20 protein-coding genes and 3 tRNA genes are annotated in these 20,932 nt (G+C 73.5%); 14 read left to right on the forward strand and 9 right to left on the reverse strand.

Annotated features, from left to right (window positions below; genetic code table 11):
* Positions 1 to 56 precede the first annotated feature (56 nt).
* Entirely contained in the window at positions 57 to 1,079 is a 1,023-nt protein-coding gene (locus ACFWAR_RS12815; RefSeq protein ID WP_385776131.1) for an NADP-dependent oxidoreductase, read from the reverse strand.
* A gap of 91 nt (positions 1,080 to 1,170) precedes the next feature.
* On the opposite strand from ACFWAR_RS12815, the gene ACFWAR_RS12820 reads away from it, so the two are divergent.
* Positions 1,171 to 1,593 (forward strand): MarR family winged helix-turn-helix transcriptional regulator, encoded by a 423-nt coding sequence (locus ACFWAR_RS12820; RefSeq protein WP_385776133.1) that lies wholly within the window; start codon positions 1,171 to 1,173, stop codon positions 1,591 to 1,593.
* Positions 1,594 to 1,619: 26 nt separating this feature from the next.
* On the opposite strand, the gene ACFWAR_RS12825 is transcribed toward ACFWAR_RS12820, so the two are convergent.
* Entirely contained in the window at positions 1,620 to 2,372 is a 753-nt protein-coding gene (locus ACFWAR_RS12825; RefSeq protein ID WP_385776134.1) for a hypothetical protein, read from the reverse strand.
* 78 nt (positions 2,373 to 2,450) lie between these two features.
* Here ACFWAR_RS12825 and ACFWAR_RS12830 point away from each other — a divergent pair, with 78 nt between their 5' ends.
* Entirely contained in the window at positions 2,451 to 3,068 is a 618-nt protein-coding gene (locus tag ACFWAR_RS12830; protein ID WP_385776136.1) for a hypothetical protein, read from the forward strand.
* Positions 3,069 to 3,104: 36 nt separating this feature from the next.
* On the opposite strand, the gene ACFWAR_RS12835 is transcribed toward ACFWAR_RS12830, so the two are convergent.
* Positions 3,105 to 3,827: an esterase/lipase family protein gene (locus tag ACFWAR_RS12835; protein ID WP_385776138.1), complete on the reverse strand. Its 723-nt coding sequence runs from the start codon at positions 3,825 to 3,827 to the stop codon at positions 3,105 to 3,107.
* 219 nt (positions 3,828 to 4,046) lie between these two features.
* Between ACFWAR_RS12835 and ACFWAR_RS12840 the strand changes: the two genes are divergently transcribed.
* Both ACFWAR_RS12840 and ACFWAR_RS12845 read left to right on the forward strand, forming a co-directional pair.
* Positions 4,047 to 5,084, forward strand: coding sequence for a rod shape-determining protein (locus ACFWAR_RS12840; RefSeq protein WP_354381889.1), 1,038 nt, complete (start codon positions 4,047 to 4,049; stop codon positions 5,082 to 5,084).
* Positions 5,081 to 6,751 carry a GAF domain-containing protein gene (locus ACFWAR_RS12845; protein WP_385776141.1) on the forward strand — a complete coding sequence of 557 codons (1,671 nt, stop codon included), beginning with the start codon at positions 5,081 to 5,083 and terminating at the stop codon, positions 6,749 to 6,751. Before ACFWAR_RS12840 ends, ACFWAR_RS12845 begins: the two co-directional genes overlap by 4 nt.
* Before the next feature lie 45 nt (positions 6,752 to 6,796).
* Here ACFWAR_RS12845 and ACFWAR_RS12850 read toward each other — a convergent pair whose 3' ends face one another.
* Positions 6,797 to 7,234, reverse strand: coding sequence for an Lrp/AsnC family transcriptional regulator (locus ACFWAR_RS12850; RefSeq protein WP_385776143.1), 438 nt, complete (start codon positions 7,232 to 7,234; stop codon positions 6,797 to 6,799).
* Positions 7,235 to 7,303: 69 nt separating this feature from the next.
* Here ACFWAR_RS12850 and ACFWAR_RS12855 point away from each other — a divergent pair, with 69 nt between their 5' ends.
* From ACFWAR_RS12855 to ACFWAR_RS12865, 3 genes are all read left to right on the forward strand, one after another.
* Positions 7,304 to 7,996: a LysE family transporter gene (locus ACFWAR_RS12855; RefSeq protein ID WP_385776145.1), complete on the forward strand. Its 693-nt coding sequence runs from the start codon at positions 7,304 to 7,306 to the stop codon at positions 7,994 to 7,996.
* Between the two features lie 38 nt (positions 7,997 to 8,034).
* Complete coding sequence (locus ACFWAR_RS12860) at positions 8,035 to 9,375, forward strand: carboxyl transferase domain-containing protein (protein ID WP_385776147.1); 1,341 nt, start codon at positions 8,035 to 8,037, stop codon at positions 9,373 to 9,375.
* Between the two features lie 78 nt (positions 9,376 to 9,453).
* On the forward strand, positions 9,454 to 9,804 hold the full coding sequence (locus tag ACFWAR_RS12865) for a hypothetical protein (protein ID WP_385776149.1): 351 nt from the start codon (positions 9,454 to 9,456) through the stop codon (positions 9,802 to 9,804).
* Positions 9,805 to 9,829: 25 nt separating this feature from the next.
* On the opposite strand, the gene ACFWAR_RS12870 is transcribed toward ACFWAR_RS12865, so the two are convergent.
* Positions 9,830 to 10,717 (reverse strand): helix-turn-helix domain-containing protein, encoded by an 888-nt coding sequence (locus ACFWAR_RS12870; RefSeq protein WP_385776151.1) that lies wholly within the window; start codon positions 10,715 to 10,717, stop codon positions 9,830 to 9,832.
* Here ACFWAR_RS12870 and ACFWAR_RS12875 point away from each other — a divergent pair.
* Entirely contained in the window at positions 10,716 to 11,198 is a 483-nt protein-coding gene (locus tag ACFWAR_RS12875; RefSeq protein ID WP_385776153.1) for a cupin domain-containing protein, read from the forward strand. The two genes, ACFWAR_RS12870 and ACFWAR_RS12875, sit on opposite strands and share 2 nt — an antisense overlap.
* 13 nt (positions 11,199 to 11,211) lie before the next feature.
* On the opposite strand, the gene ACFWAR_RS12880 is transcribed toward ACFWAR_RS12875, so the two are convergent.
* Complete coding sequence (locus ACFWAR_RS12880) at positions 11,212 to 12,528, reverse strand: MFS transporter (protein ID WP_385776155.1); 1,317 nt, start codon at positions 12,526 to 12,528, stop codon at positions 11,212 to 11,214.
* A gap of 325 nt (positions 12,529 to 12,853) precedes the next feature.
* Between ACFWAR_RS12880 and ACFWAR_RS12885 the strand changes: the two genes are divergently transcribed.
* Entirely contained in the window at positions 12,854 to 14,020 is a 1,167-nt protein-coding gene (locus tag ACFWAR_RS12885; protein WP_385776157.1) for a glutamate--cysteine ligase, read from the forward strand.
* Positions 14,021 to 14,110: 90 nt separating this feature from the next.
* A complete protein-coding gene (locus ACFWAR_RS12890) occupies positions 14,111 to 14,557 on the forward strand; it encodes a CBS domain-containing protein (protein WP_385776159.1) in 447 nt (148 codons plus the stop codon).
* A gap of 105 nt (positions 14,558 to 14,662) precedes the next feature.
* Here the strand turns inward: ACFWAR_RS12890 and ACFWAR_RS12895 are convergent.
* The 3 genes from ACFWAR_RS12895 to ACFWAR_RS12905 form a co-directional block, all read right to left on the reverse strand.
* A tRNA-Ile gene (locus tag ACFWAR_RS12895) sits at positions 14,663 to 14,736 on the reverse strand.
* Between the two features lie 180 nt (positions 14,737 to 14,916).
* A tRNA-Asn gene (locus ACFWAR_RS12900) sits at positions 14,917 to 14,989 on the reverse strand.
* 5 nt (positions 14,990 to 14,994) lie between these two features.
* Positions 14,995 to 15,067 (reverse strand) — tRNA-Asn (locus tag ACFWAR_RS12905).
* 153 nt (positions 15,068 to 15,220) lie between these two features.
* Between ACFWAR_RS12905 and ACFWAR_RS12910 the strand changes: the two genes are divergently transcribed.
* From ACFWAR_RS12910 to ACFWAR_RS12925, 4 genes are all read left to right on the forward strand, one after another.
* Entirely contained in the window at positions 15,221 to 15,520 is a 300-nt protein-coding gene (locus ACFWAR_RS12910; protein ID WP_385776161.1) for a YtxH domain-containing protein, read from the forward strand.
* Between the two features lie 84 nt (positions 15,521 to 15,604).
* A complete protein-coding gene (locus ACFWAR_RS12915) occupies positions 15,605 to 17,077 on the forward strand; it encodes an FGGY family carbohydrate kinase (RefSeq protein ID WP_385776163.1) in 1,473 nt (490 codons plus the stop codon).
* Positions 17,078 to 17,207: 130 nt separating this feature from the next.
* Positions 17,208 to 18,941 (forward strand): ABC transporter ATP-binding protein, encoded by a 1,734-nt coding sequence (locus ACFWAR_RS12920; protein WP_385776165.1) that lies wholly within the window; start codon positions 17,208 to 17,210, stop codon positions 18,939 to 18,941.
* Complete coding sequence (locus ACFWAR_RS12925; protein WP_385776167.1) at positions 18,938 to 20,869, forward strand: ABC transporter ATP-binding protein; 1,932 nt, start codon at positions 18,938 to 18,940, stop codon at positions 20,867 to 20,869. The genes ACFWAR_RS12920 and ACFWAR_RS12925 overlap by 4 nt, the downstream gene beginning before the upstream one ends.
* The last annotated feature ends 63 nt before the right edge of the window (positions 20,870 to 20,932 follow it).

Genomic DNA, 20,932 nt, shown 5'->3' on the forward strand with positions numbered 1-20,932 from the left:
TCCTCCTGGTAAGTCGCCGCGGCTCGCGCCCACGACCGCGACGGTCTGGGGTGAGCCTAACCGGTGAAGGAAACGATCATCTTCCCGGTGTTGTCACCGCGCAGCAGACCCAGGAACGCCTCGGCCGCGTTCTCCACGCCCTCGACGACCGTCTCGTCGTAGGTCAGCTCACCGGAACGCAGCCATCCGGCCACGTCCTGGACGAACTGCTGCTGGAGACCGGCGTGGTCGCCGACGAGGATGCCCTGGAGCCGCAGCCGCTTGCCGATGACCAGCGCGAGGTTGCGCGGGCCGGGGGTCGGCTCGGTGGCGTTGTACTGCGCGATCGCGCCGCACAGGGTGGCCCGGCCGTGCACGTTGAGGGAGCTGATGGCCGCTTCCAGGTGGTCGCCGCCGACGTTGTCGAAGTAGACGTTGATGCCCTCGGGGGCGGCCTCCTTCAGCTGCTCGGCGACGGGGCCGTTCTTGTAGTTGAAGGCGGCGTCGAAGCCGTACTTCTCCGTGAGCGTGGTCACCTTCTCGTCCGAACCGGCCGAGCCGATCACCCGGGAGGCGCCCTTGATCTTCGCGAACTGGCCCACGAGGCTGCCGACCGCGCCCGCCGCGCCGGAGACGAAGACGGAGTCCCCCTCCTTGAAGGAGGCGACCTCGAAGAGGCCCGCGTAGGCGGTCATGCCCGGCATGCCGAGCACGCCCAGGTAGGCGGAGAGCGGGGCGAGCGAGGCGTCCACCTTGACGGCGTGCTTCGCGTCGAACTCCGCGTACTCGCGCCAGCCCAGCCCGTGCAGGACGTGGTCGCCGACCTCGAAGCCCTCGGCGGCGGAGGCGACGACCTCGCCGACCGCGCCGCCGTCCATCGGGGCGTCGAGCTGGAACGGCGGGATGTACGACTTCACGTCGTTCATCCGGCCGCGCATGTACGGGTCCACCGACATGTGCAGGTTGCGGACGAGGATGCGGCCGGCCCCGGGGGTCGCCGAGAGCGGCACCTCTCGCAGCGCGAAGTCGGTGGCGACGGGCCAGCCCTGCGGACGGGCGACCAGATGCCACTCGCGGCTGACGGCAGGAATCTCAGACATGAAGCGCTCCCGGAGAGAAATTACTTAACGACCTGAAACAACCATGCTCCTGGATATTTCATGTTGTCAAGTAAATGGGTACGCTGGTTCCATGCCCAGTCGTCGCACGGACCCACTGACCCTCGAGGTCGTCGAACTCATCGGCACCGTCGTGGCCCGCTACCACGAGGAGTACGAGCACGCGGCCGCCAGCCACCAGCTGACCGGCGCCCAGGCACGCGTCCTGGGGCTGCTCTCCCTGGAGCCGATGCCCATGCGCAGGATCGCCCAGAAGCTCAAGTGCGAGCCGTCGAACGTGACCGGCATCATCGACCGGCTCGAGGGCCGGGGCCTGGTCGAGCGCCGCCCCGACCCGGCCGACCGCCGGGTGAAGCTGGCCGCCGCCACCGACGAGGGACTACAGACCGCCGACCGGCTGCGCGAGTCGCTCGACTTCGCGCGGGAGCCGCTGGCCGGACTCTCCACGGCCGAGCGGGCGGCCCTGCGGGACCTGCTCAAGCTGATGCTGGGCTGACCTCCCGGCCGCCCCCGCGCATCGGCTCAGCACCACCACCAGGGCCAGCACTCGTCCGGCTCGGTCTGCGACGGGCTCGGCGAGGGCTTCGGCTTCTTGGAGGGCTTCGTGGAGGCCGACGGGCTCTGCGGGGCCCGCGTCGACGCGCTCGGGACCACCGGGCCGCCCGGCCCGGAGGCGCTGGCCGACGGCCGGGCCGAGGCCGACGCGCTCGCCGACGCCGATGCGCTCGCGGAGCGGGAGGCGCTGGCCGACGGGCTGGCCGAGGCCGAGGCGCTGGGCTTCGCCGAGGCGCTCGCGGAGGGCTGCGGCGCGCCCGTGTCCGAGGGGTCCCGGGTCGAGAGCGGCTGCTGCGCGCCCGCGCCGTCCTTGAGCATGACGTTGGACGAGCCCTGCGGCCCCTCGGTCGTGAGCCGGGCCAGCGCGAAGGTGACCCCGACCGCCAGCACCAGGCCCAGCCCCATGGTCAGGGCGGTCCGGCGGCGACGGCGGTGCACCCGACGGCGGGCTCCGGCCCGGCGGCTCGCCTGCGCACCCTCCGCCGCGGCCCCCGTCGGAGCGGCGCCGTAGGGCAGGGCGCCGTACGAAACGGCGCCGGGCGCGGCGGCGAACGGCGCGGTGGGACCGTCGGCGGGGCCGCCGGAGCGGGCGGTCCGGTCGGCGTCCCCGGGCGGGGCGGCGGGCGCGGACGCGTCGGTCAGGTGCTCGATCGGGGTTCCGCACCCGGCGCACGCCAGTGCGCCGTTGAGGTACCTCCGGCATGCGTGGCAATAGTCCATGGCGCCCGCAGGCTACGTGGTCATCCGCATCATCCGTATCGCGGGGGTGTAAGGATCCTGTGTGCAATTCTGGGGCGCATGGCCGCCGCCCCCGCCTCCCGCCCGACGTCCCGTTTCGGCCCGGAGGACTTCCAGTTGGTGCTGTTGCGCCGGATGTCCGACTTCCAGCCCGACCTCGCCGACCGGGCCCGGATCCGGCTCGGGGCCTCCCTCGCCGAGCAGCGGGAGGCGAACAAGCGGTGGCAGGCGATGGTCCGCTCGCCCCGGACGCGCGGGGCGCTGGCCCGCTACCGCTCGGTGCTGGGCCCGGCCGAGTCGGTGGCCCGGCGCAGCATCGGGGACCTGGAGTGCGAGGCGCTGCTGTGGCCCGTACCGCTCTGGCCGGACCTGCGCTTCGAGGTGCTGGCCGCGCCGGACGGGGCGGTGTGGAACGAGTGGCTGGTCCGGGCGCCGGGCGCGCCCGGGCCCGTACTGGCGACCCTGGACGACCTGCTGCCGTGGTCGGCGACGGTGGACGAGGTGGCGGCGGCCTTCGCGCCCGCCCGCCCGATGGAGGGCACCGCGCCGACCCGGTGGCGGCTGGCCTTCACCGGGGCCGACGCCGCCGGGGCGCCGCGCCCCTGCGTGGCGGAGTTCACGTACGGCCTGCTCCAGCGCCTCGCGTACGGGCCGCCGGCCGACCTGGGCCCCGGGTAGCGGGGCCCAGGTGGCGGGGCCTCAGGTGGTGGGGCCTCAGGTGGCGAGGAAGGCGCGGACCCCGGCCGAGACCCCGTCGTCGCCGAGGAAGTCGTTGTGCTTGAGGCAGCCCGCGTGGGTGTTGAGGGCTCCGGCGAGGGCCACGCTGCTGTCGGGGTTGATGACCTCGTCGCAGGAGGACCAGAAGGTCGCGTACTTCACCGCGCCGGGCGTCTCGTCGCTCTCCGCGAGCTTCTTCTGCACGTAGGAGCCGGGGCTCATGTCGCGGCAGGCCTGATCCCAGATGACGCAGCCCCAGCTGATGTAGGTGCCGTGGTTGGGTCCGGCGAGCGAGATCCAGTGGTCGACGACGGGGGCGCCGCCGCCGAACTTCACGTACCAGCGGGTGACGAGCGAGCCGAAGGAGTGCGCGACCACGTCGACCCGCGCGGCGCCGGTCTGGCGGCGGACCTGGTCGACGTAGGCGGCGAACCGGCCGGAGAGCACCTCGTTGACCGACTGGTGGGTGTCGTAACCCCACGAGAAGAGCTCCGAGTCCGCGTACCCGGCGGCGCGCAGGTCCTCGCGCAGCGCGCCCCACACCCCGGGGTCCGCGTTGTAGCCGTGGACGAAGATCACCGGCACGTGCTGCCCCGCCGGTGCGGCGGCCATCCGCTCGGCCCGGTGCGCGGCCTGGGCCGGGAGCGGCGCCACGAGCGCGAGGCAGCAGGTCAGGCAGAGCGTCAGAAGGGTCAGGAACTTCTGGCGGGCCGTCAGCATCGGGTCCCCCTTACCTTGTTACGCACGGGTAGCACGGAATGTGGGGGCATCGTGTCGCCTGTCGGTACAGAAAACCACCCCCGTGCAGCACCCTCGAACCCCTCGATCGCTCCCCGACCGGAGCATCACAACGGGCAATATGTCCGAATTACCCCAGAAGATACTGATTGCGGCCGGTATTCATCGGCCCTCGCATCAGCGCTCTCGGGAGGACCTGTCGTGACCGTCAGTCTTGAGCAGCTGCGCCGCTGCCACGTCGCCGTCGACCTCGGGGCCGCCAGGACCCGCGTCTACGTCAAGGGCGCCGGCCTGGTCGTCGACGAGCCCAGTGTCGCCGCCGTGAACACGCGGACCGGCGCCCTCATCGCCGTGGGAACCTTCGCCGAACGGATGACCGGGCGCACACCGGACTACATCCGGGTGGTCCGCCCCGTCTCCGGCGGAACCGTCGTCGACATCGAGATGGCCCAGCGGATGCTGCGTCACCTCCTCGGCGAGAAACTGCGCCGCGCCCTGCGCCGCAAGCCCCGGCTGCGCGCCGCCGCCTGCACCCCGCACGACGCGGACCCGCTGGCCCAGCGGGCGACCGTGGAGACCCTGGTCGGGCTCGGCGCCCGGCGGGTCGAGCTGGTGGACACCCTGATCGCGGCGGCCGTCGGCTGCGGCCTGCCCGTGGAGCAGCCGACCGCGACGATGATCATGGTGTGCGGGGCCGCGGCGACCCAGGTCGCGGTGCTCTCGCTCGGCTCGATCGTCACCGCCGAGCGCGTGCCGGTGGGCGGCGACGCCATCGACCACGCCGTCGTCCAGCACCTGCGCCACGCGCACGAGCTGATGCTGCCGAGCCAGGCGGTCCGACCGCTCCAGCTGGCCCTGCACGGCAACGGCATCACCCAGGACGGCCCCGCCTCCACCCTGATCCACGGCCGCGACGTCGCGACCGGACTGGCGCGTTCCGTGCAGGTGGACACGGCCGCGGTGCGCGACGCCATCCACACCCCGCTGACCGCCGTCATGGACGGCATCGGCAAGGTGCTGCGCGACTGCCCGCCCGACCTGGTCGCCGACCTGACGGACCGGGGGATCATGATGGTGGGTGGCAGCGCCCTGCTGCCCGGCCTGGACCAGATGCTGCGCGACGCCACCGGGATGCCCGTGCACATCGCGGAACGGCCGGACGTGTGCGCCGTACTCGGTCTCGGCGCGATGCTCGAAGGGAAGATCACCCCCATGGTTCTGAACCCCTTGGCCGAATGAACCGGACGAGCCGGGCGGACCAGCCGGAGCGGGCGGACCAGCCGGAGCAGGCGGGCGGTCCGGGTGGTCCGGTCGATCCGGGTGGTCCGGGCAGTCAGGACGGTCAGGGCGATCCGGAAGCGGGACTCCCGGTCCTGCTGGAGGCGGTGCTCAGCGTCGGCTCCGACCTGGAGCTGCACGCCACCCTCCAGCACATCGTCGACTCGGCGGCCGAGCTGTGCGCGGCGCGCTACGGAGCGCTCGGGGTCGTCGATCCCGAGCACGTCCGGCTCACCGAGCTGTTCACGGCGGGGATGACCGAGGCGGAGCGCGGCGCGATCCCCCGGCTGCCGGACGGCCGCTCGGGCCTGCTCGGCACGCTCATCAGCGATCCGCGCCCGCTGCTGGTCAGCGACCTCGGCACGGATCCGCGCGCGGCCGGCTTCCCGCCCGGCCACCCGCCGATGCGCACCTTCCTCGGCGTGCCCATCCGGGTGCACACCGAGGTCTTCGGCAACCTCTACCTCACCGAGAAGCGCGGCGGCGGAGCCTTCACCGAGGACGACCTCGCGCTCGTCCGGGTCCTGGCCGCGCAGGCGGGCATAGCGATCGGCAACGCCCGGCTGTACGAGACCGCGCGCCGCCGGGAGCGCTGGATCGAGGGCGCGGCCGCCGTGACCACCACCCTGCTCGCGGGGCGCCCGGCCGCCGACGCGCTCATGTGCGTGGCCGAGCGGGCCCGGATCCTCGCGGACGCGGCGGCCGGTGTGGTGCTCCAGCCCACCGCGGTGGGCGGCATGGAGATCGTGGCCGCCTCCACCGAGGGCGATCCCGGGGACCTGGTCGGCACGGCGATCGCGCCGGGCTCGGCCGTCCTGGAACAGCTGCTCGGCGGCGAACCCGTCTTCATAGACGATTCGGCGACCGACCCCCGGATGACCACGCACGTCCGGGTGCGGTTCGGACCGAGCATGATGCTCCCGCTGCAGAGCGGCGGGCAGCTGATCGGCACCCTCGCCCTCCCCCGGCACCGCGGCGGGAAGCCGTACGACGCCGTGGACCGGCTGCTGGCCTCGCAGTTCGCCTCCCAGGCCGCGCTGGCGCTCGTCCTCGCGGACGCGCAGTACGACCGCGAGCAGCTGGCCGTCTACGAGGACCGCGACCGGATCGCCCGCGACCTGCACGACCTGGTGGTCCAGCGGCTGTTCGCGACGGAGATGATGCTGGAGAGCACCCGGCGCCGGTCCTCCACCGCGCCGTCCGGGGACACGGTCGGCGAGGAGCTGGGCCGGGCGGTGGACGAGCTGGACTCCACCATCCAGGAGGTGCGGACCGCCATCTTCGCCCTCCAGCAGCCGCCCACCGACGCGCCGACCACCTTCCGGGGCCGGGTGCTGCGGGAGACCGGCGGCGCGGCGGTCCTCTTCGGCTTCCAGCCGTCGGTGCACTTCACCGGGGCGGTGGACGCGCTGCTCTCCGACCCGGTGGCGGGCTCCCTGCTGGCGGCCCTGCGCGGAGCGCTGGCGGCGGCGCACCGGCGCAGCGAGGTCACCTCGATCGAGGTCGCCGTCACGGCAGAGGCGGAGACCGCGGCCGGGCCCGGCCGGGTCACCCTCACGGTCTCGGACGACGGCATCACGGACCCGGGCGCCCGCGGCACGGAAGTGACCTGGCGCTCGGCGCTGTGACCCCGAAGCCCTCCCCCCGCGCGGGGCCCCGGAGGGAGATGCGCCCTAGGGCTGCGGCCGGCTGGCGGCGCGCAGGGCGATGCGGGTGCTGGACTGGGCCACCCCGGCCTCCCGCTTGAGTCGGCGCAGCAGGGTGTCCAGGGCCGCCGGGTCGGCGGCCCTGGCCCGGACGAGGTAGTCGTGCTCGCCCGTCACGTGCACCACCTCGGTGATCCCGGGCAGCCGGGTCACCTGCTGCTCGAACTCCTCGTTGGTGGTGTCGGGCCGCAGCGTGACGTCGATGAAGACGACGAGGCCGCCGCGCGTGTCGGCGGCCGGGTCCACGACGGTGGTGAAGGCGAGGATCACCCCGTCGCGGCGCATCCGGCGCACCCGGTCGGCGGCGGCGTTGGCGCTGAGCCCGACGCGGACGCCGAGGTCGCGGAACGAGATCCGCGCATCCTGCTGCAGGATGCCGAGGATCTCCCTGTCGAGGCGGTCCATACCGCGATTGTCGCAGCCGCGGCCCATATCCACCGCCGTCCCGCACCCCGGCCGCCCGATGCTCGGCCCATGGACCTGATGAACCCCGCCCTCGCCGGAGCGGCCGCCGGACTGGGCGTCGCGATGCCGATGGGCGCCATGAGCGTGCTCCTGCTCCAGGAGGCGATGCGCTCGCGCCGCGCGGCGGTCGCCGGCGCCGCGGGCATCGCCCTGGTCGACTTCGCCTACGCCGCCCTGGCCACGGCGGTCGGCCCGTGGGTCGCGGCGTCCCTGGCCCCCGTCGAGGCCTGGGTGCGCCTGCTGTCCGCCGCGATCCTCCTGACGATCGCCGCCCACGGCCTCCGGCGCCACCACCGCGGCGCCGCGCCCCCGGGCCCTGCCGGAACCGGAGCACCCGCTCCCCCGACCTCGGCCGCGCCCACGGCCACGACCACCGCCACCGCAGCCGCCACAGCCACCGCCGCGGCCACCGCGCGCCGGGCCTTCACCCGGTACGTCGGCCTCACCGCCGTGAACCCCACCACCGCCCTCTACTTCGCCGCCCTCACCACCGCCCAGGGCGCCCGCATCGGCACCGGCCCCGCCGGAGCCGCCTTCGTCGGGGGCGTGCTCCTCGCCTCCCTCCTGTGGCAGCAACTGCTCGCCGCCGTGGGCTCCTTCGCCGGGAGCAGGATCTCCGACGCCGCCCGCGCCTGGACCTTCCGGCTCGGCTACGGCCTGATCGCCCTCTACGCGGTCAAGATCGCCCTGCCCCTCCCCTGACCCCGCCCGACCGTCCGACCACCCAGTACGCTGGCGCCGTGACGACCCGCCTCTCGGCCCGCGCCGCCATCGACTCCGTCGCCGACCCCGGCAGCTTCACCGAACTCCCGGTCCCCGAGCGGGAGTCCCGCCCGGACGGACCGCTCGGCTGGGACGGTTACGACGACTCCCGGGCCCGCGCGACCGCCCGCACCGGCGAGCGGGAGTCCGTCGTCACCGGCACGGCCCGCGTCGGCGGGCGCGAAACCGCCCTGATCTCCTTCGAGTTCGGCTTCCTCGGCGGCTCCCTCGGCGAGCGCACCGGCGACCGCCTCGAAGCCGCCTACGCCCACGCCCGGGCCCACCGCCTCCCCCTGCTCTCCCTGATCGCCACCGGTGGCTCCCGGATGCAGGAGGGCATGCTGGCGCTGACCCAACTCCAGCGCGTGGCGCGCCAGTCCGTCCTCAACCGGGCCGCCGGTTTGGCGCAGATCGCCGTGCTGCGCGATCCGACGACCGGCGGCGGCTGGGCCACCCTCGGCGCCGGGGCGGACGTCGTGCTGGCCCTGCCCGGCGCGCAGGTCGGGTTCGCCGGGTCCCGGGTGCGCCCGCCGGACGCGGATCCGGCGGCCTACACCGCCGAGGCCCAGTACGCCGCCGGGCACGTGGACGCCGTCGTTCCGGCCGAGGAGCTGGCCCGGACCGTCGGCGACTGGCTGCGCCTGCTCGGCTCGCCGCACCCCGGGCCCGTCGATCCCCCGGCCGCGCTGGCGGACGTACCGCCTCCGGCGACCGGGTGGGACGCCGTGCGCCAGGCCCGTCATCCGCGGCGGCCGCACGCGCTCGCGTACCTGGACGCCCACTTCGACCTGCGGCTGCCCCTCTCCGGGGACCGGGCGGGCGGCACCGACCCGGGGATGCTCTGCGGCTTCGGGCTGCGCGCGGGCCGGGCCGTCGCCTACGCCGCCCAGTGCGGCACCGCGACCCGTCCGGCCGGGTACCGGACGGCCGCCCGCGTCATCCGCCTCGCGGACCGGCTCGGGGTGCCGGTGCTGACCCTGATCGACACCCCGGGCGCCGCCAACGACGCGGCGGCCGAGCACGCCGGGGCGGGCGCGGCCATCGCGGACGTCTTCGCCGCGCTGGCGGCGGCCACGGTGGCGGTGACCACCCTGCTGATCGGCGAGGGCGGTTCGGGCGGGGCCCTGGCGCTGGCCGCGCCCGGCAACACCTGGGTCACCCCGGACAGTTACTTCTCCGTCATCGCGCCGGAGCTGGCGGCGGCCATCCTCAAGCGGCCCGCGGAGCAGGCCCCGGCCACCGCGGACCAGTTGCGCCTGCGCCCGCAGGACCTGGTGGACCTGGGCGTGGCGCGCGGCATCGTCGCCCCGAAGCCGTGACGCGCCCCGGCCGCGGCCCGCGCGGCTTCCGGTAGGTACCGCCGGGAACCGCCCGGCGGCTCCGACCCGGGAGCCCCCATGTCACGCACCGCACACCACCGCAGGTCCCTGGACGCGGCCCTCCGCCAGGACGGGCCGCTCACCTTCACCGTCACCCTCTACGACCTGCGCTTCAGCGCCCGCTCGCGCGCCGAGGCGCAGCGGGCGGGCCGCCGCGCGCGACCCGAGGCCGTCCGCCACCGGTCCGTCACCCGCCGGCTGCCGCGGCTGCTGCGCGACCCCTCGGTGGCCCGCTGGGCCGCCCAGGAGGAACGGCGCGCCCGCGCCCGGCTGCGTACGGACCTGCGCGCCGCGGTGCGCACGGCCGGGGCGGGCGACCCGGACGTCCGACCGGCCCGGCACCGCCGCGGCGCCCTCTGGCTCGCCTGACCCGCGGCGGACGGCGGCCGCCGCTTCATCCGGCGCGGCCGGAACGGGCGAAGCGCGCCGGGGTGGTCCCCACGTGCCGCCGGAAGTGGCGGGTCAGGTGGGCCTGGTCGTAGAAGCCCGCCGCCCCCGCCACCTCGGCCGGTGCCATCCCCGCGAGCAGCAGCCGCCGCGCGGACTCGATCCGCCGCCCGGTCAGGTAGGCGTGCGGGGGCAGCCCGTAGGCCTGCCGGAAGACACGGATCAGGTGCGTGGGGTGTACGTGCCCCAGCACCGCGGTCGCCTCCGCCAGGGTGATCCCCTCGACGAGGCGCGCGTCGAGGAGCTCGCGCAACCGCACGCCGAGCCCCGCGCCCGGGGGCGCGTACGGCGCCTGCTGCCGCCCGGTCAGCCGCTCCCGCAGCCGCTGGGCGATGAAGGCGAGCCGGGACTCCGCCTCCAGCCGCTCGGCCGTGGGACCTTCGTGCGCGGAGGCCGCCTCCCCCAGCAGCAGGTGCAGCCCGTGCACCCGCTCCCGCAGCGCCGCGTCCCGCAGCAGCGGGGACCCGACGGCGGCTCCGGTCAGCGCGGGCGCCAGGACGTCGGCCTCGAGGTAGAGCACCCGCTTGCGGAAGCCCGCCTCGGTGACGGTCCGCCCGTCGTGCGCGACCCCGGGCGGCAGCAGGACCACCGTGTCCGGTGCCCCGGCCCGGGGCACCCCGACGCCGTGCCGTTCGCGCTCCAGGGCGAAGTCGACCCGGCCGCCGTCGAGGACCATCAGCGCCCAGGTGTCGTGGACGTGCGCGGGGTAGGCGTGCGCGGTGAACCGGGCGTGGAACACCTCGGCGATGCCGGGGACCGGTGGATGCCACGCGTGGACGCTCACGTCAGCAACGTACAAGACGGCTCCCGCGGGGCCCGGGCAGGCTTCCCCCATGACGACACAGGGCAGTTCGGAGCGGACCGGCACGAGCGACTCGGCCGGTACGACGGTGGGGAACGCGGAGCGGACCGAGGACGTGGGGAAGGTGGGGACGGTGGCGAAGGTCGATGTCGCGGCGAAGCTGGCCGGGTTCGACGAGCACTGGGCGCCCCGGCGGATCGCCCGCGTCAACGACTACGACGTCCGGGTGGCCAAGCTGCTCGGCCGTTTCGTCTGGCACTCCCACGAGGAGACGGACGAGCTGTTCCTCGTGGTGAGCGGGACCCTGACGCTCCTGCTGCGGGACGCGGACGGTGCGGGCACGGGCGAGAGTTCGGTGGTGCTCGGTCCCGGCGAGCTCTTCGTCGTACCGCGCGGGACGGAGCACTGCCCGGTGGCCGAGGAAGAGGTCTCGATCCTGCTGTTCGAGCCGTCGACCACGGTCAACACCGGTGGCACGGGCGGCGACCGCACCCGCGAACCGGTCCCGGCATGACGGGTCGTCCCGGTCAGGCCTGCGGCGAGCGGGCGTCGTAGCGGGCGAAACCGCGCCAGCGCAGTCCCAGCAGGACGAGCCCGAGCACGCACGCGAGCCCGCCGCCGGTGATCGCGATCCCCGGCGAGGTGAGCTGGGCGACGGAGCCGGCCAGGAAGTCGCCGAGGCGCGGGCCGCCCGCGACGACGACGATGAAGACGCCCTGGAGGCGGCCGCGCATGTCGTCGGGGGTGGCGGCCTGGAGCATCGTGGTGCGGAACACCATCGAGATGGTGTCGGCCCAGCCCGCGAGGCCGAGGAAGAGCAGGCCCAGCCAGAGGTTGCGGGTGAGCCCGAAGACGGCGATGGCCAGGCCCCAGGCGCCCACGGAGAGCAGGATGGCCAGACCGTGCCGCCTGATCCGGCCCTGCCAGCCGGACAGGAGCCCGCCGAGCAGCGAGCCGATCGCGGGCGCGGCCACCAGCAGACCGACGGTCTTGGCGTCGCCGCCGTACCAGAGCAGGGCGATGGCCGGGAAGAGCGCCTTGGGCTGGGCCAGCACCATCGCGCACAGGTCGGAGAAGAAGGTCATCCGGATGTTGGGGCGGGTGCCGAGGAAGCGCAGCCCGTCCATGACGGAGGCGCGCCCCCGGCCGTCGTCCGTCCGCTCGGGGCGCATGGCGGGCAGCCGCCACATCGCGTAGAGCGCGGCGGAGAAGGCGACGGCGTCGATCAGGTACGCCGCCTGGTACCCCCACCAGCCGACGATCAGGCCGCCGAGCATCGGGCCCGCGGTGAAGCCGAACGTGGTGGTCAGGGAGGTCAGCGCGTTCGCGGCGGGCAGTTGCTCCGGCGGCAGCAGCTTGGGGATCATCGCGGACCGTGCGGGCGAGGTGAGCGCCCCGCAGACCGCCTGGAGCGCGACCACCAGGTAGAGGAACCAGACCCGGTGGTAGTCGAGCAGCGCCGCGGTGGCCAGGGCCACCGACAGGACGGCGGCGGCCGAGGAGCTGTAGAGGCCCAGCTTGCGCCGGTCGACGGTGTCCGCGACGGCGCCGCCGTAGAGGCCGAAGACCACGAGCGGGACCAGCGAGAAGAGCCCGACGAGCCCGACGTAGAAGCTGGAGCGGGTGATGTCGTAGACCTGGAGCGAGATCGCCAGGGCGGTCATCGCCTGGCCCATCCAGGAGATGGTGTTGCCGGCCCACAGCCGCCGGTAGTCCGGGGAGGTCCGCAGGGGCGTGAGGTCGGCGAATATGCGCCGCTTCGGGCCCGCGGCGGGACCGGGGCCGGGGCCCGGGCCGTCGGGGGCCGCGTTTTCGGACTGGGTCCGTGGGGTCGTACGGGTCACATCGGATGCTAACCGCCCGCCCCCGCGGCGCTCGATCGATTTCCGGCCCGTGGACGCGCACCGGGTCCACCCCGTTCCCGCCCCGGTGCCGACCCGCGCTCCCGCCGCGCTCCCGCCGCACTCCGAACGCGCCGCCCGGGCGCCACGGTGACGGCGTCGCGGAGCCCCTCCCTCCCCTTCGTCACCACCGGGCTCCGGGCCCCCGCGGGACCCGCGTCCCGGCCGCTAACTCGCCACTATCACCGGACATTTGACCGAATCGACGTGCGCTCACCCCCTGTCGTTCAGCTCATGATGAAACGACTCGAATGTCCAGGGAGGCGCAGTGATCGAACCTGGCAAGAGCACACCGAGCAACACCGTCCGCGGCCCCGGGGTACTGGGGCGCACCGGGACGGTCCCCCTGACGATCGGTGTCGAGGAGGAGTTCCTCCTCGTCGACGCCCGCACGTTCCGACTGGCCCCGACCGCCCCTCTGGTCCTCGCGACGGCCGGCGGTGATCCGACCCACCTGCACGCCGAGGGCACCCGCTACCAGGTGGAGATCTCCTCGCCGATCGCCGACTCGGCCACCGGGCTGCGCGAGGACCTCACCGCGCTGCGGCGCAGCCTCGCGAAGGCGGCCCGCGCGCACGGCTGCCGGTTGCTGGCCAGCCCCTCGCCCGTCATGGCCGCGTCGGGTCCGCTGCACCTGAGCGACGACGAGCCGCGCCAGCGCGAACAGGCCCGCCGCTACGGCTCCCTCACCCAGACCCTGGTCAGCTGCGGTCGCCACATCCACGTCGGCACGCTGGACGTGGACACGGCGGTGGCGGTGGCCAACCGGGTCCGGCCCTGGCTGCCCACGCTGATCGCGCTGGCGGCCAACTCGCCCTTCTGGGACGGCCGGGACACCGGTCACGCCAGCTGGCGCGCGATGGCCTGGTCCACCTGGCCCTCGGCCGGGCTGCCCCCGCACTTCAGCTCGACCGCGCACTACCGGCGCTCGGTCCAGTCCCTGCTCGGCTCCGGGGCGGCCCTCGACACCAAGATGGTCTATTGGGACCTGCGCCCCTCGGGGAACTGGCCGACCTTGGAGATCCGGGCCCCCGACATGTCCCCGGACGTCGACGGCGCCGTCCTCCAGGCCGAGCTGGCCCGCGCCCTGGTCGCCACCGCCCTGCGCGAGCTGGCCGAGGGCCGCCCCGACCCGGTGGTCCGGGAGGACGTACTGCGCCTCGCGCGCTGGCGGGCGGCCCACGACGGGCTGGAGGGCTTCGGCCTGGACCCCTACAGCGGGGCGGAGGTGCCGGCGGCCGACCTGGCGGAGGCGATGCTCGACCTGATCGCCCCGGAACTGGCGGCCGCGGGCGACCTCGACCACGCGGCCAAGGCCCTGGCCGGACTCCTGCGCGACGGCTCGGGCGCCCAGCGCCAGCGCGTCGCCTTCGCCCGCCGCGAGAACCTGGACGACGTGCTGCGCCAGCTGGCCGACGAGACGGAGGACTTCTGACCAGCACCCTTCGACGCCCGTGACGCTTACCCGGTGCGAGGACGGGTAGGCGCCGCGTGCAGGTGCGGCTTCCGGCCAGCGGGAGGATCCATGATCCGGCGAGTGCACGAGGTGATGACCGGGAATCCGGTGACCGTCGAGCAGCTGACCTCCTTGGCCGAGGCCGCGCGCGTGATGCGGGACGCGGGCATCGGGGACGTGCTCGTCGTCGCGGAGGGGCGCCTGCGCGGCATCCTCACGGACCGCGACATCGTCGTGCGCGCCCTGGCGGAGGGCAGGGACCCCACGGAGACGACGGTGCGGGCCGTGTGCAGCGACGACCCGGTCACCGTGGGCCCCGACGACGGCGTCGACCGCGCCCTCGATCTCATGCGCCGGCACGCACTGCGACGCCTGCCGGTGGAAACCGCGTCCGGGGAACTGGTCGGCATCGTGGCCCTGGGCGACCTGGAGGTCGAACGCGACCCGGGGTCGCCGCTGTCCTCGATCTCGGCGGCGGCACCGGGCGTGTGGCCCCCCGCCCCGAAGCCGACCTGAACCCGTCCCGCCGCGACGGCGCCTCGGGGTGCGCACCGCGGCTCCATGGCCGCACGGAAAACGCTTGAGCAGGTCAGAACGTTTCTTCTGACCTGCGGCTCGCAGTGGGGCGGGTGGGACTCGAACCCACGGCCGACGGATTATGAGTCCGCTGCTCTAACCGGCTGAGCTACCGCCCCTCACGGCGCGTCGCGCACATTTGTACGCGCCGTCTGCCGCAGCATAGCCGCTCATACGATCTCCTGCCTCGGATGCCTCGCATGATCGGCTTCGCCTGCTCAGAGAGACCGCGCCGAGGGCTGCCCGGTTCCCGATCGGGACAAAAAAGAAGAGGACCCACCGGGTCCTCTTCTTGATCGCTCCCCCGACTGGACTCGAACCAGTAACCTGCCGATTAACAGTCGGCTGCTCTGCCAATTGAGCTACAGGGGATCGCGCTCCCCCGACTGGACTCGAACCAGTAACCTGCCGATTAACAGTCGGCTGCTCTGCCAATTGAGCTACAGGGGATTGCTGCGTGCGCCAAACAGCCGACCATCGGTGTTGCCGAGGGGCGCTCGTTCGTTGCGAGACATAGATTAGCGCAAGCAGGGGGGTGCTCCGCCAATCGGTATCGCGCAGGGCCGGGCGGGCCGGGCACCGACACTTCGAAGGGCGGCAGACATGCGGTACAAGGTCACGTTCGTCGCGGGACTGGCCCTCGGCTACGTGCTGGGCACCCGGGCCGGGCGCGAGCGTTACGAGCAGCTCAAGAAGTCGGCGCGGGAGCTCGCCCAGAACCCCGCCGTGCGCAACGCGGCCGAGACCGCCGGGCAGAGCGGCCGGCAGTTCGCGGGCAAGGCGTTCGCCGCGGTGAGCGACAAGGTCGGGGGCGCCGTGCCCGACGCGCTGGCCGACCGGGTGCGGGGGCTGCGCGGCCGGGGCTCCGGCGCCGACGACGAGTGGGGCACCAGCAACACCTGACGGGGACCGCCGCGGCCGAAGCGGAGCGGGGCCCACCGGACCGCGCCGGACACGACCGTCCGGCGGTGCGGCAGAATTCAGCCCATGGGGATAGTCGCCGGGCTGGACAGCTCTTCCACCTTCACTCGCATCGTCGTCTGCGACACCGACACGGGCGCCGTGCTGCGCCAGGGGTACGCACCCCATCCGCAGCACGGCGGGGCCGAACCCGACGGCGCGAACCCCCACGAGACCGACCCCCAGGCCTGGCTGCTCTCGCTCGGCGAGGCCGCGGGCGGCGGGCTGCTCGAAGGGGTCCAGGCCATCGGCGTCTCCGCGCAGCAGCACGGGCTGCTCGCGCTGGACAACAAGGGCGCGCTCGTACGTCCGGCCCTCGTCGGCAACGACAAGCGCGGCCAGGTCGCCGCCGCCGATCTCATCGAGGCGCTCGCCACCGAGGGCCACGGCGGGCGCCGGGTCTGGGCGGAAGCCGTCGGATCCGTCCCGCACGCCGCGCAGCCGATCGCCAAACTGGCCTGGCTGGCGCGCACCGAGCCCGAGGCGGCGCGGCGCGTCGCGCTCCTGATGTCCCCGCACGACTGGCTCGTCTGGCAGTTGCTGGGCCGCCCGGCGCGGCGCACCACCGACCGCGGCGGCGCCTCCGGCACCGGCTGGTGGTCGACGGCCACCGGTTCCTACCGCCCGGACCTCGTCGAGCTGGCGCTCGGTCACCGGGCGATGCTGCCCGAGGTGCTCGGCCCGTCCGACGCCGCGGGCACCACCCCCGAGGGCCTGCTGATCTCCGCCGGTACGGGCGAGACCATGGCCGCCGCCCTCGGCCTCGGGCTCGGCCCGGGCGACGCGGTGGTCTCCCTGGGCGCGTCCGGTTCCGTGATGGCCGTGCACCACGAGGCGCTGTCCGAGCCGGACGGCCTGATCACCTCGCTCGCCGACGCCGCCGGGATGCACCTGCCGGTGGTGAACACCTCCAACGCGGTACGGGCCCTGCGCGGCACCGCCGAGATGCTGGGCACCGACCTGGAAGAGCTGTCCGAGCTGGCCCTGAAGTCGACGCCGGGCGCGCACGGACTCGTGCTCCTGCCGTACCTGGAGGGCGAGCGGACCCCGAACCTGCCGCACGCCGCCGGGACCCTGTCGGGGCTGCGCCGCGACTCGATGAAGCCGGAGCACCTGGCGCGGGCGGCCTTCGAGGGCATGCTGTGCGGCCTGGTGGACGCCCTCGACGTGCTGCGCACGCGGGGCGTGGAGATCCGTCGGGTCTTCCTGCTGGGCGCGGCGGCCGAACTGCCCGCGGTGCAGGCGGCCGCGCCGGGACTGTTCGGCACGCAGGTCGTCGTACCGCAGCCCGCGGACTACGCGGCGCTGGGTGCGGCGCGCCAGGCGGCGTGGGCGCTCGGTGTGGCGCAGGGCACGCTGGCCCCGCACACCCCGCCGGTGTGGCCCGCCCCCGCGGGGCAGGTCTTCGAACCGGGCGAGGACCTCGCGGTGTGGCAGGCCGTGCGCCAGCAGTACGTCGCGACGCGCGAGCAGATCCACCCCGGAGCCTTCCAGGCCTGAGGGGCGGCGTAGGGCCCGCGGCCCCGGCGTACTCCTTTTGACCCGGCTTTGCGAAAAAGGGTGGGGATCACGTCCCCGGTTGGCCGAAGATGGAGTGAACCCCCTCGATCTTGCCGACCGGAGCCTGCGCGTGCTCATACGACTTCTGCGGACCCATTTGGGTCCGTACCGGAAACCCATCGCCTTGTTGGTCCTGCTCCAGCTGCTGCAGACCAGCGCCAGCCTGTACCTCCCCACGCTCAACGCGGACATCATCGACAACGGTGTCGTCAACGGCGACACCGGCTACATCCTGTCCTTCGGCGCACTGATGCTCGGTGTGTCGCTCGTGCAGCTGGTGTGCAACGTCGGCGCGGTGTACTTCGGTGCCCGCACCGCGGCCGCCGTCGGCCGCGACATCCGCGGCGCGGTCTTCGACCGGGTGCAGAGCTTCTCCGCACGGGAACTGGGCCACTTCGGTGCGCCCTCGCTGATCACCCGTACGACCAATGACGTCCAGCAGATCCAGATGCTGGTCCTGATGTCCTTCACCCTGATGGTCTCGGCGCCGATCATGTGCGTCGGCGGCATCGGGATGGCCCTGTCCCTGGACCTGAAGCTGTCGAGCGTGCTGGCGGCGGTCGTGCCGGTGCTCGGCGTCGCGGTGGGCGCGATCGTCTGGAAGACGCGTCCGCTCTTCCGCCTCATGCAGACGCGGCTGGACACGGTGAACCGGGTGCTGCGCGAGCAGATCACCGGCAACCGGGTGATCCGCGCCTTCGTCCGCGACGACTACGAGAAGGGCCGCTTCCGGCAGGCCAACGCCGACCTGACCGCGGTCTCCCTGGCGTCGGGCAAGCTGCTCGCGCTGATGTTCCCGACGGTCATCCTCGTCGTGAACATCTCCAGCGTGGCCGTGATCTGGTTCGGCGCGATGCGCATCGACAGCGGCGGGATGGAGATCGGTCAGCTGACCGCCTTCCTCGCCTACCTGATGCAGATCGTCATGTCCGTGATGATGGCCACCTTCATGTTCATGATGGTGCCGCGCGCCGAGGTCTGCGCGGAGCGCGTCCAGGAGGTCCTGGACACCGAGACCAGCGTGACGCCGCCGGCCGACCCGGTGCGCGAGCTGGCCCGGCACGGGCAGTTGGAGCTGCGCGGAGCCGACTTCCGCTACCCGGGCGCCGAGGCGTCCGTGCTGCGCGGGGTGGACCTCGTGGCGCGGCCCGGCGAGACGACCGCGGTGATCGGGTCCACGGGCAGCGGCAAGTCCACGCTGCTGGGGCTCGTACCGCGACTGTTCGACGTGACGGGCGGCGAGGTGCTGGTCGACGGCGAGGACGTCCGGAGCCTCGATCCGGCGCTGCTGGCCAAGACGGTCGGCATGGTGCCGCAGAAGCCGTACCTCTTCTCCGGAACCGTCGCCTCCAACCTGCGCTACGGGCGCCCCGGGGCGAGCGACGAGGAGCTGTGGCAGGCCCTGGAAGTGGCGCAGGCCAAGGGGTTCGTGTCCGAGCTGGAGGGCGGCCTGGAGGCTCCCATCACCCAGGGCGGAACGAACGTCTCCGGCGGCCAGCGCCAGCGGTTGGCGATCGCCCGCACGCTGGTGCAGCGCCCCGAGATCTACCTCTTCGACGACTCCTTCTCGGCCCTGGACTACGCGACGGACGCGGCGCTGCGCGCGGCGCTCGCCCGTGAGACCGAGGACGCGACCGTCGTCATCGTCGCCCAGCGCGTGTCCACGATCCGCGACGCGGACCGGATCATCGTGCTGGACGAGGGCCGGGTGGTGGGCGAGGGGCGCCACCACGAACTGATGGCCGGCAACGAGACCTACCGGGAGATCGTGCTCTCCCAGCTGACGGAGGCGGAGGCCGCATGAGCGGGCCCGGTGGACGGATGATGATGGGACCGCCGACGACGCGGTCCCTGGACTTCAAGAACTCCGGCAAGCGGCTGCTGGCGCAGCTGACGAAGGACCGGGCCCCGCTGTGGGGCATGGTGATCGCGGTCATCGGCAGCGTCGCCTGCTCGGTGATCGGGCCGAAGATCCTCGGCAAGGCGACCGACCTGGTGTTCGCCGGGCTCGTGGGCCGGAACATGCCGCGCGGCATCACCAAGGAGCAGGCCCTGGAGGGGCTGCGCGCCAAGGGTGAGGGCGGCATGGCGGACATGCTGTCCGGGACCGACTTCACGCCGGGTCAGGGCATCGACTTCGGCGGCGTCGGCACGGTCGCGCTCTGGGCGCTGGCCGCCTTCACGGCGGCCGGTCTGCTGATGCTGGTCGCGACCCGGCTGGCGAACCGCGTGATGAACGGCACCCTGTACCGGATGCGCGAGGAGCTGCAGGACAAGCTCTCGCGGCTGCCGCTGGCGTACTTCGACCGGCAGAAGCGCGGCGAGGTGCTCAGCCGGGCCACGAACGACATCGACAACATCGGTCAGACGCTCCAGCAGACGATGGGGCAGCTGCTGAACTCGCTGCTGACCATCGTCGGCGTGCTGGCGATGATGTTCTGGATATCACCGCTGCTGGCGCTGGTCGCGCTGGTGACGGTGCCGATGGCGATCTTCATCGCGGCGAAGATCGGCAAGAAGTCGCAGCCGCAGTTCGTGGCGCAGTGGAAGGTCACCGGCACGCTCAACGCGCACATCGAGGAGATGTACTCGGGGCACACGCTGGTGAAGGTCTTCGGGCGCCAGCAGGAGTCCGCGGCCACCTTCGCCGAGCAGAACGAGGCGCTGTACCGGGCCTCCTTCAAGGCGCAGTTCGTCAGCGGGATCATGCAGCCCGTGATGTTCTTCGTCTCGAACATCAACTACGTGCTGGTCGCGGTCGTCGGCGGGCTCCGGGTCGCCTCGGGCAACCTGTCGATCGGTGACGTGCAGGCCTTCATCCAGTACTCGCGCCAGTTCTCGATGCCGCTGACGCAGCTCGCGTCGATGGCGAACCTGGTGCAGTCGGGCGTGGCCTCGGCGGAGCGGGTCTACGAGCTGCTCGACGCCGAGGAGCAGGAGGCCGACACGGTGGTCCAGGACCTTCCGGAGGAGGTCCGCGGGGCGGTCTCGCTGGAGAAGGTCTCCTTCCGCTACGACCCGGACAAGCCGCTCATCGAGAACCTGTCGCTGTCCGTCGAGCCGGGGCACACGGTCGCGATCGTCGGCCCCACGGGTGCGGGCAAGACCACGCTGGTCAATCTGCTGATGCGGTTCTACGAGGTCACGGGCGGCCGGATCGCCCTCGACGGGGTGGACATCGCGAAGATGAGCCGCGAGCAGCTGCGCTCCGGCATCGGCATGGTGCTCCAGGACACCTGGCTCTTCGGCGGCACCATCGCCGAGAACATCGCCTACGGCGCCTCCTCCGCCCGCGAGGTGACGCGCGCGGAGATCGAGGAGGCCGCGCGCGCCGCGCACGCCGACCGCTTCATCCGCACCCTGCCGGACGGCTACGACACCGTGCTGGACGACGAGGGCGCGGGCGTCAGCGCGGGCGAGAAGCAGCTGATCACGATCGCGCGGGCGTTCCTGTCGGATCCGGTGATCCTGGTGCTGGACGAGGCGACCAGCTCGGTCGACACGCGTACGGAGGTGCTGATCCAGAAGGCGATGGCCCGGCTTGCGGCCGGTCGCACGTCCTTCGTGATCGCGCACCGGCTCTCCACGATCCGCGACGCCGACGTGATCCTCGTGATGGAGAACGGTTCGATCGTGGAACAGGGCACGCACGAGGAGCTGCTGGCGGCGGAGGGTGCGTACGCGCGCCTGTACGCGGCGCAGTTCGCGCAGGCGGTGGCCGAGGTCGACTGACCCGGCGCGCCGGACCGGCGCGGGGTGCGGTGGGCCAGGGGGCGTCCTTCGGGGCGCCCCCTC

The organism is Streptomyces sp. NPDC059917 (assembly GCF_042730635.1).
Classification (GTDB): domain Bacteria; phylum Actinomycetota; class Actinomycetes; order Streptomycetales; family Streptomycetaceae; genus Streptomyces.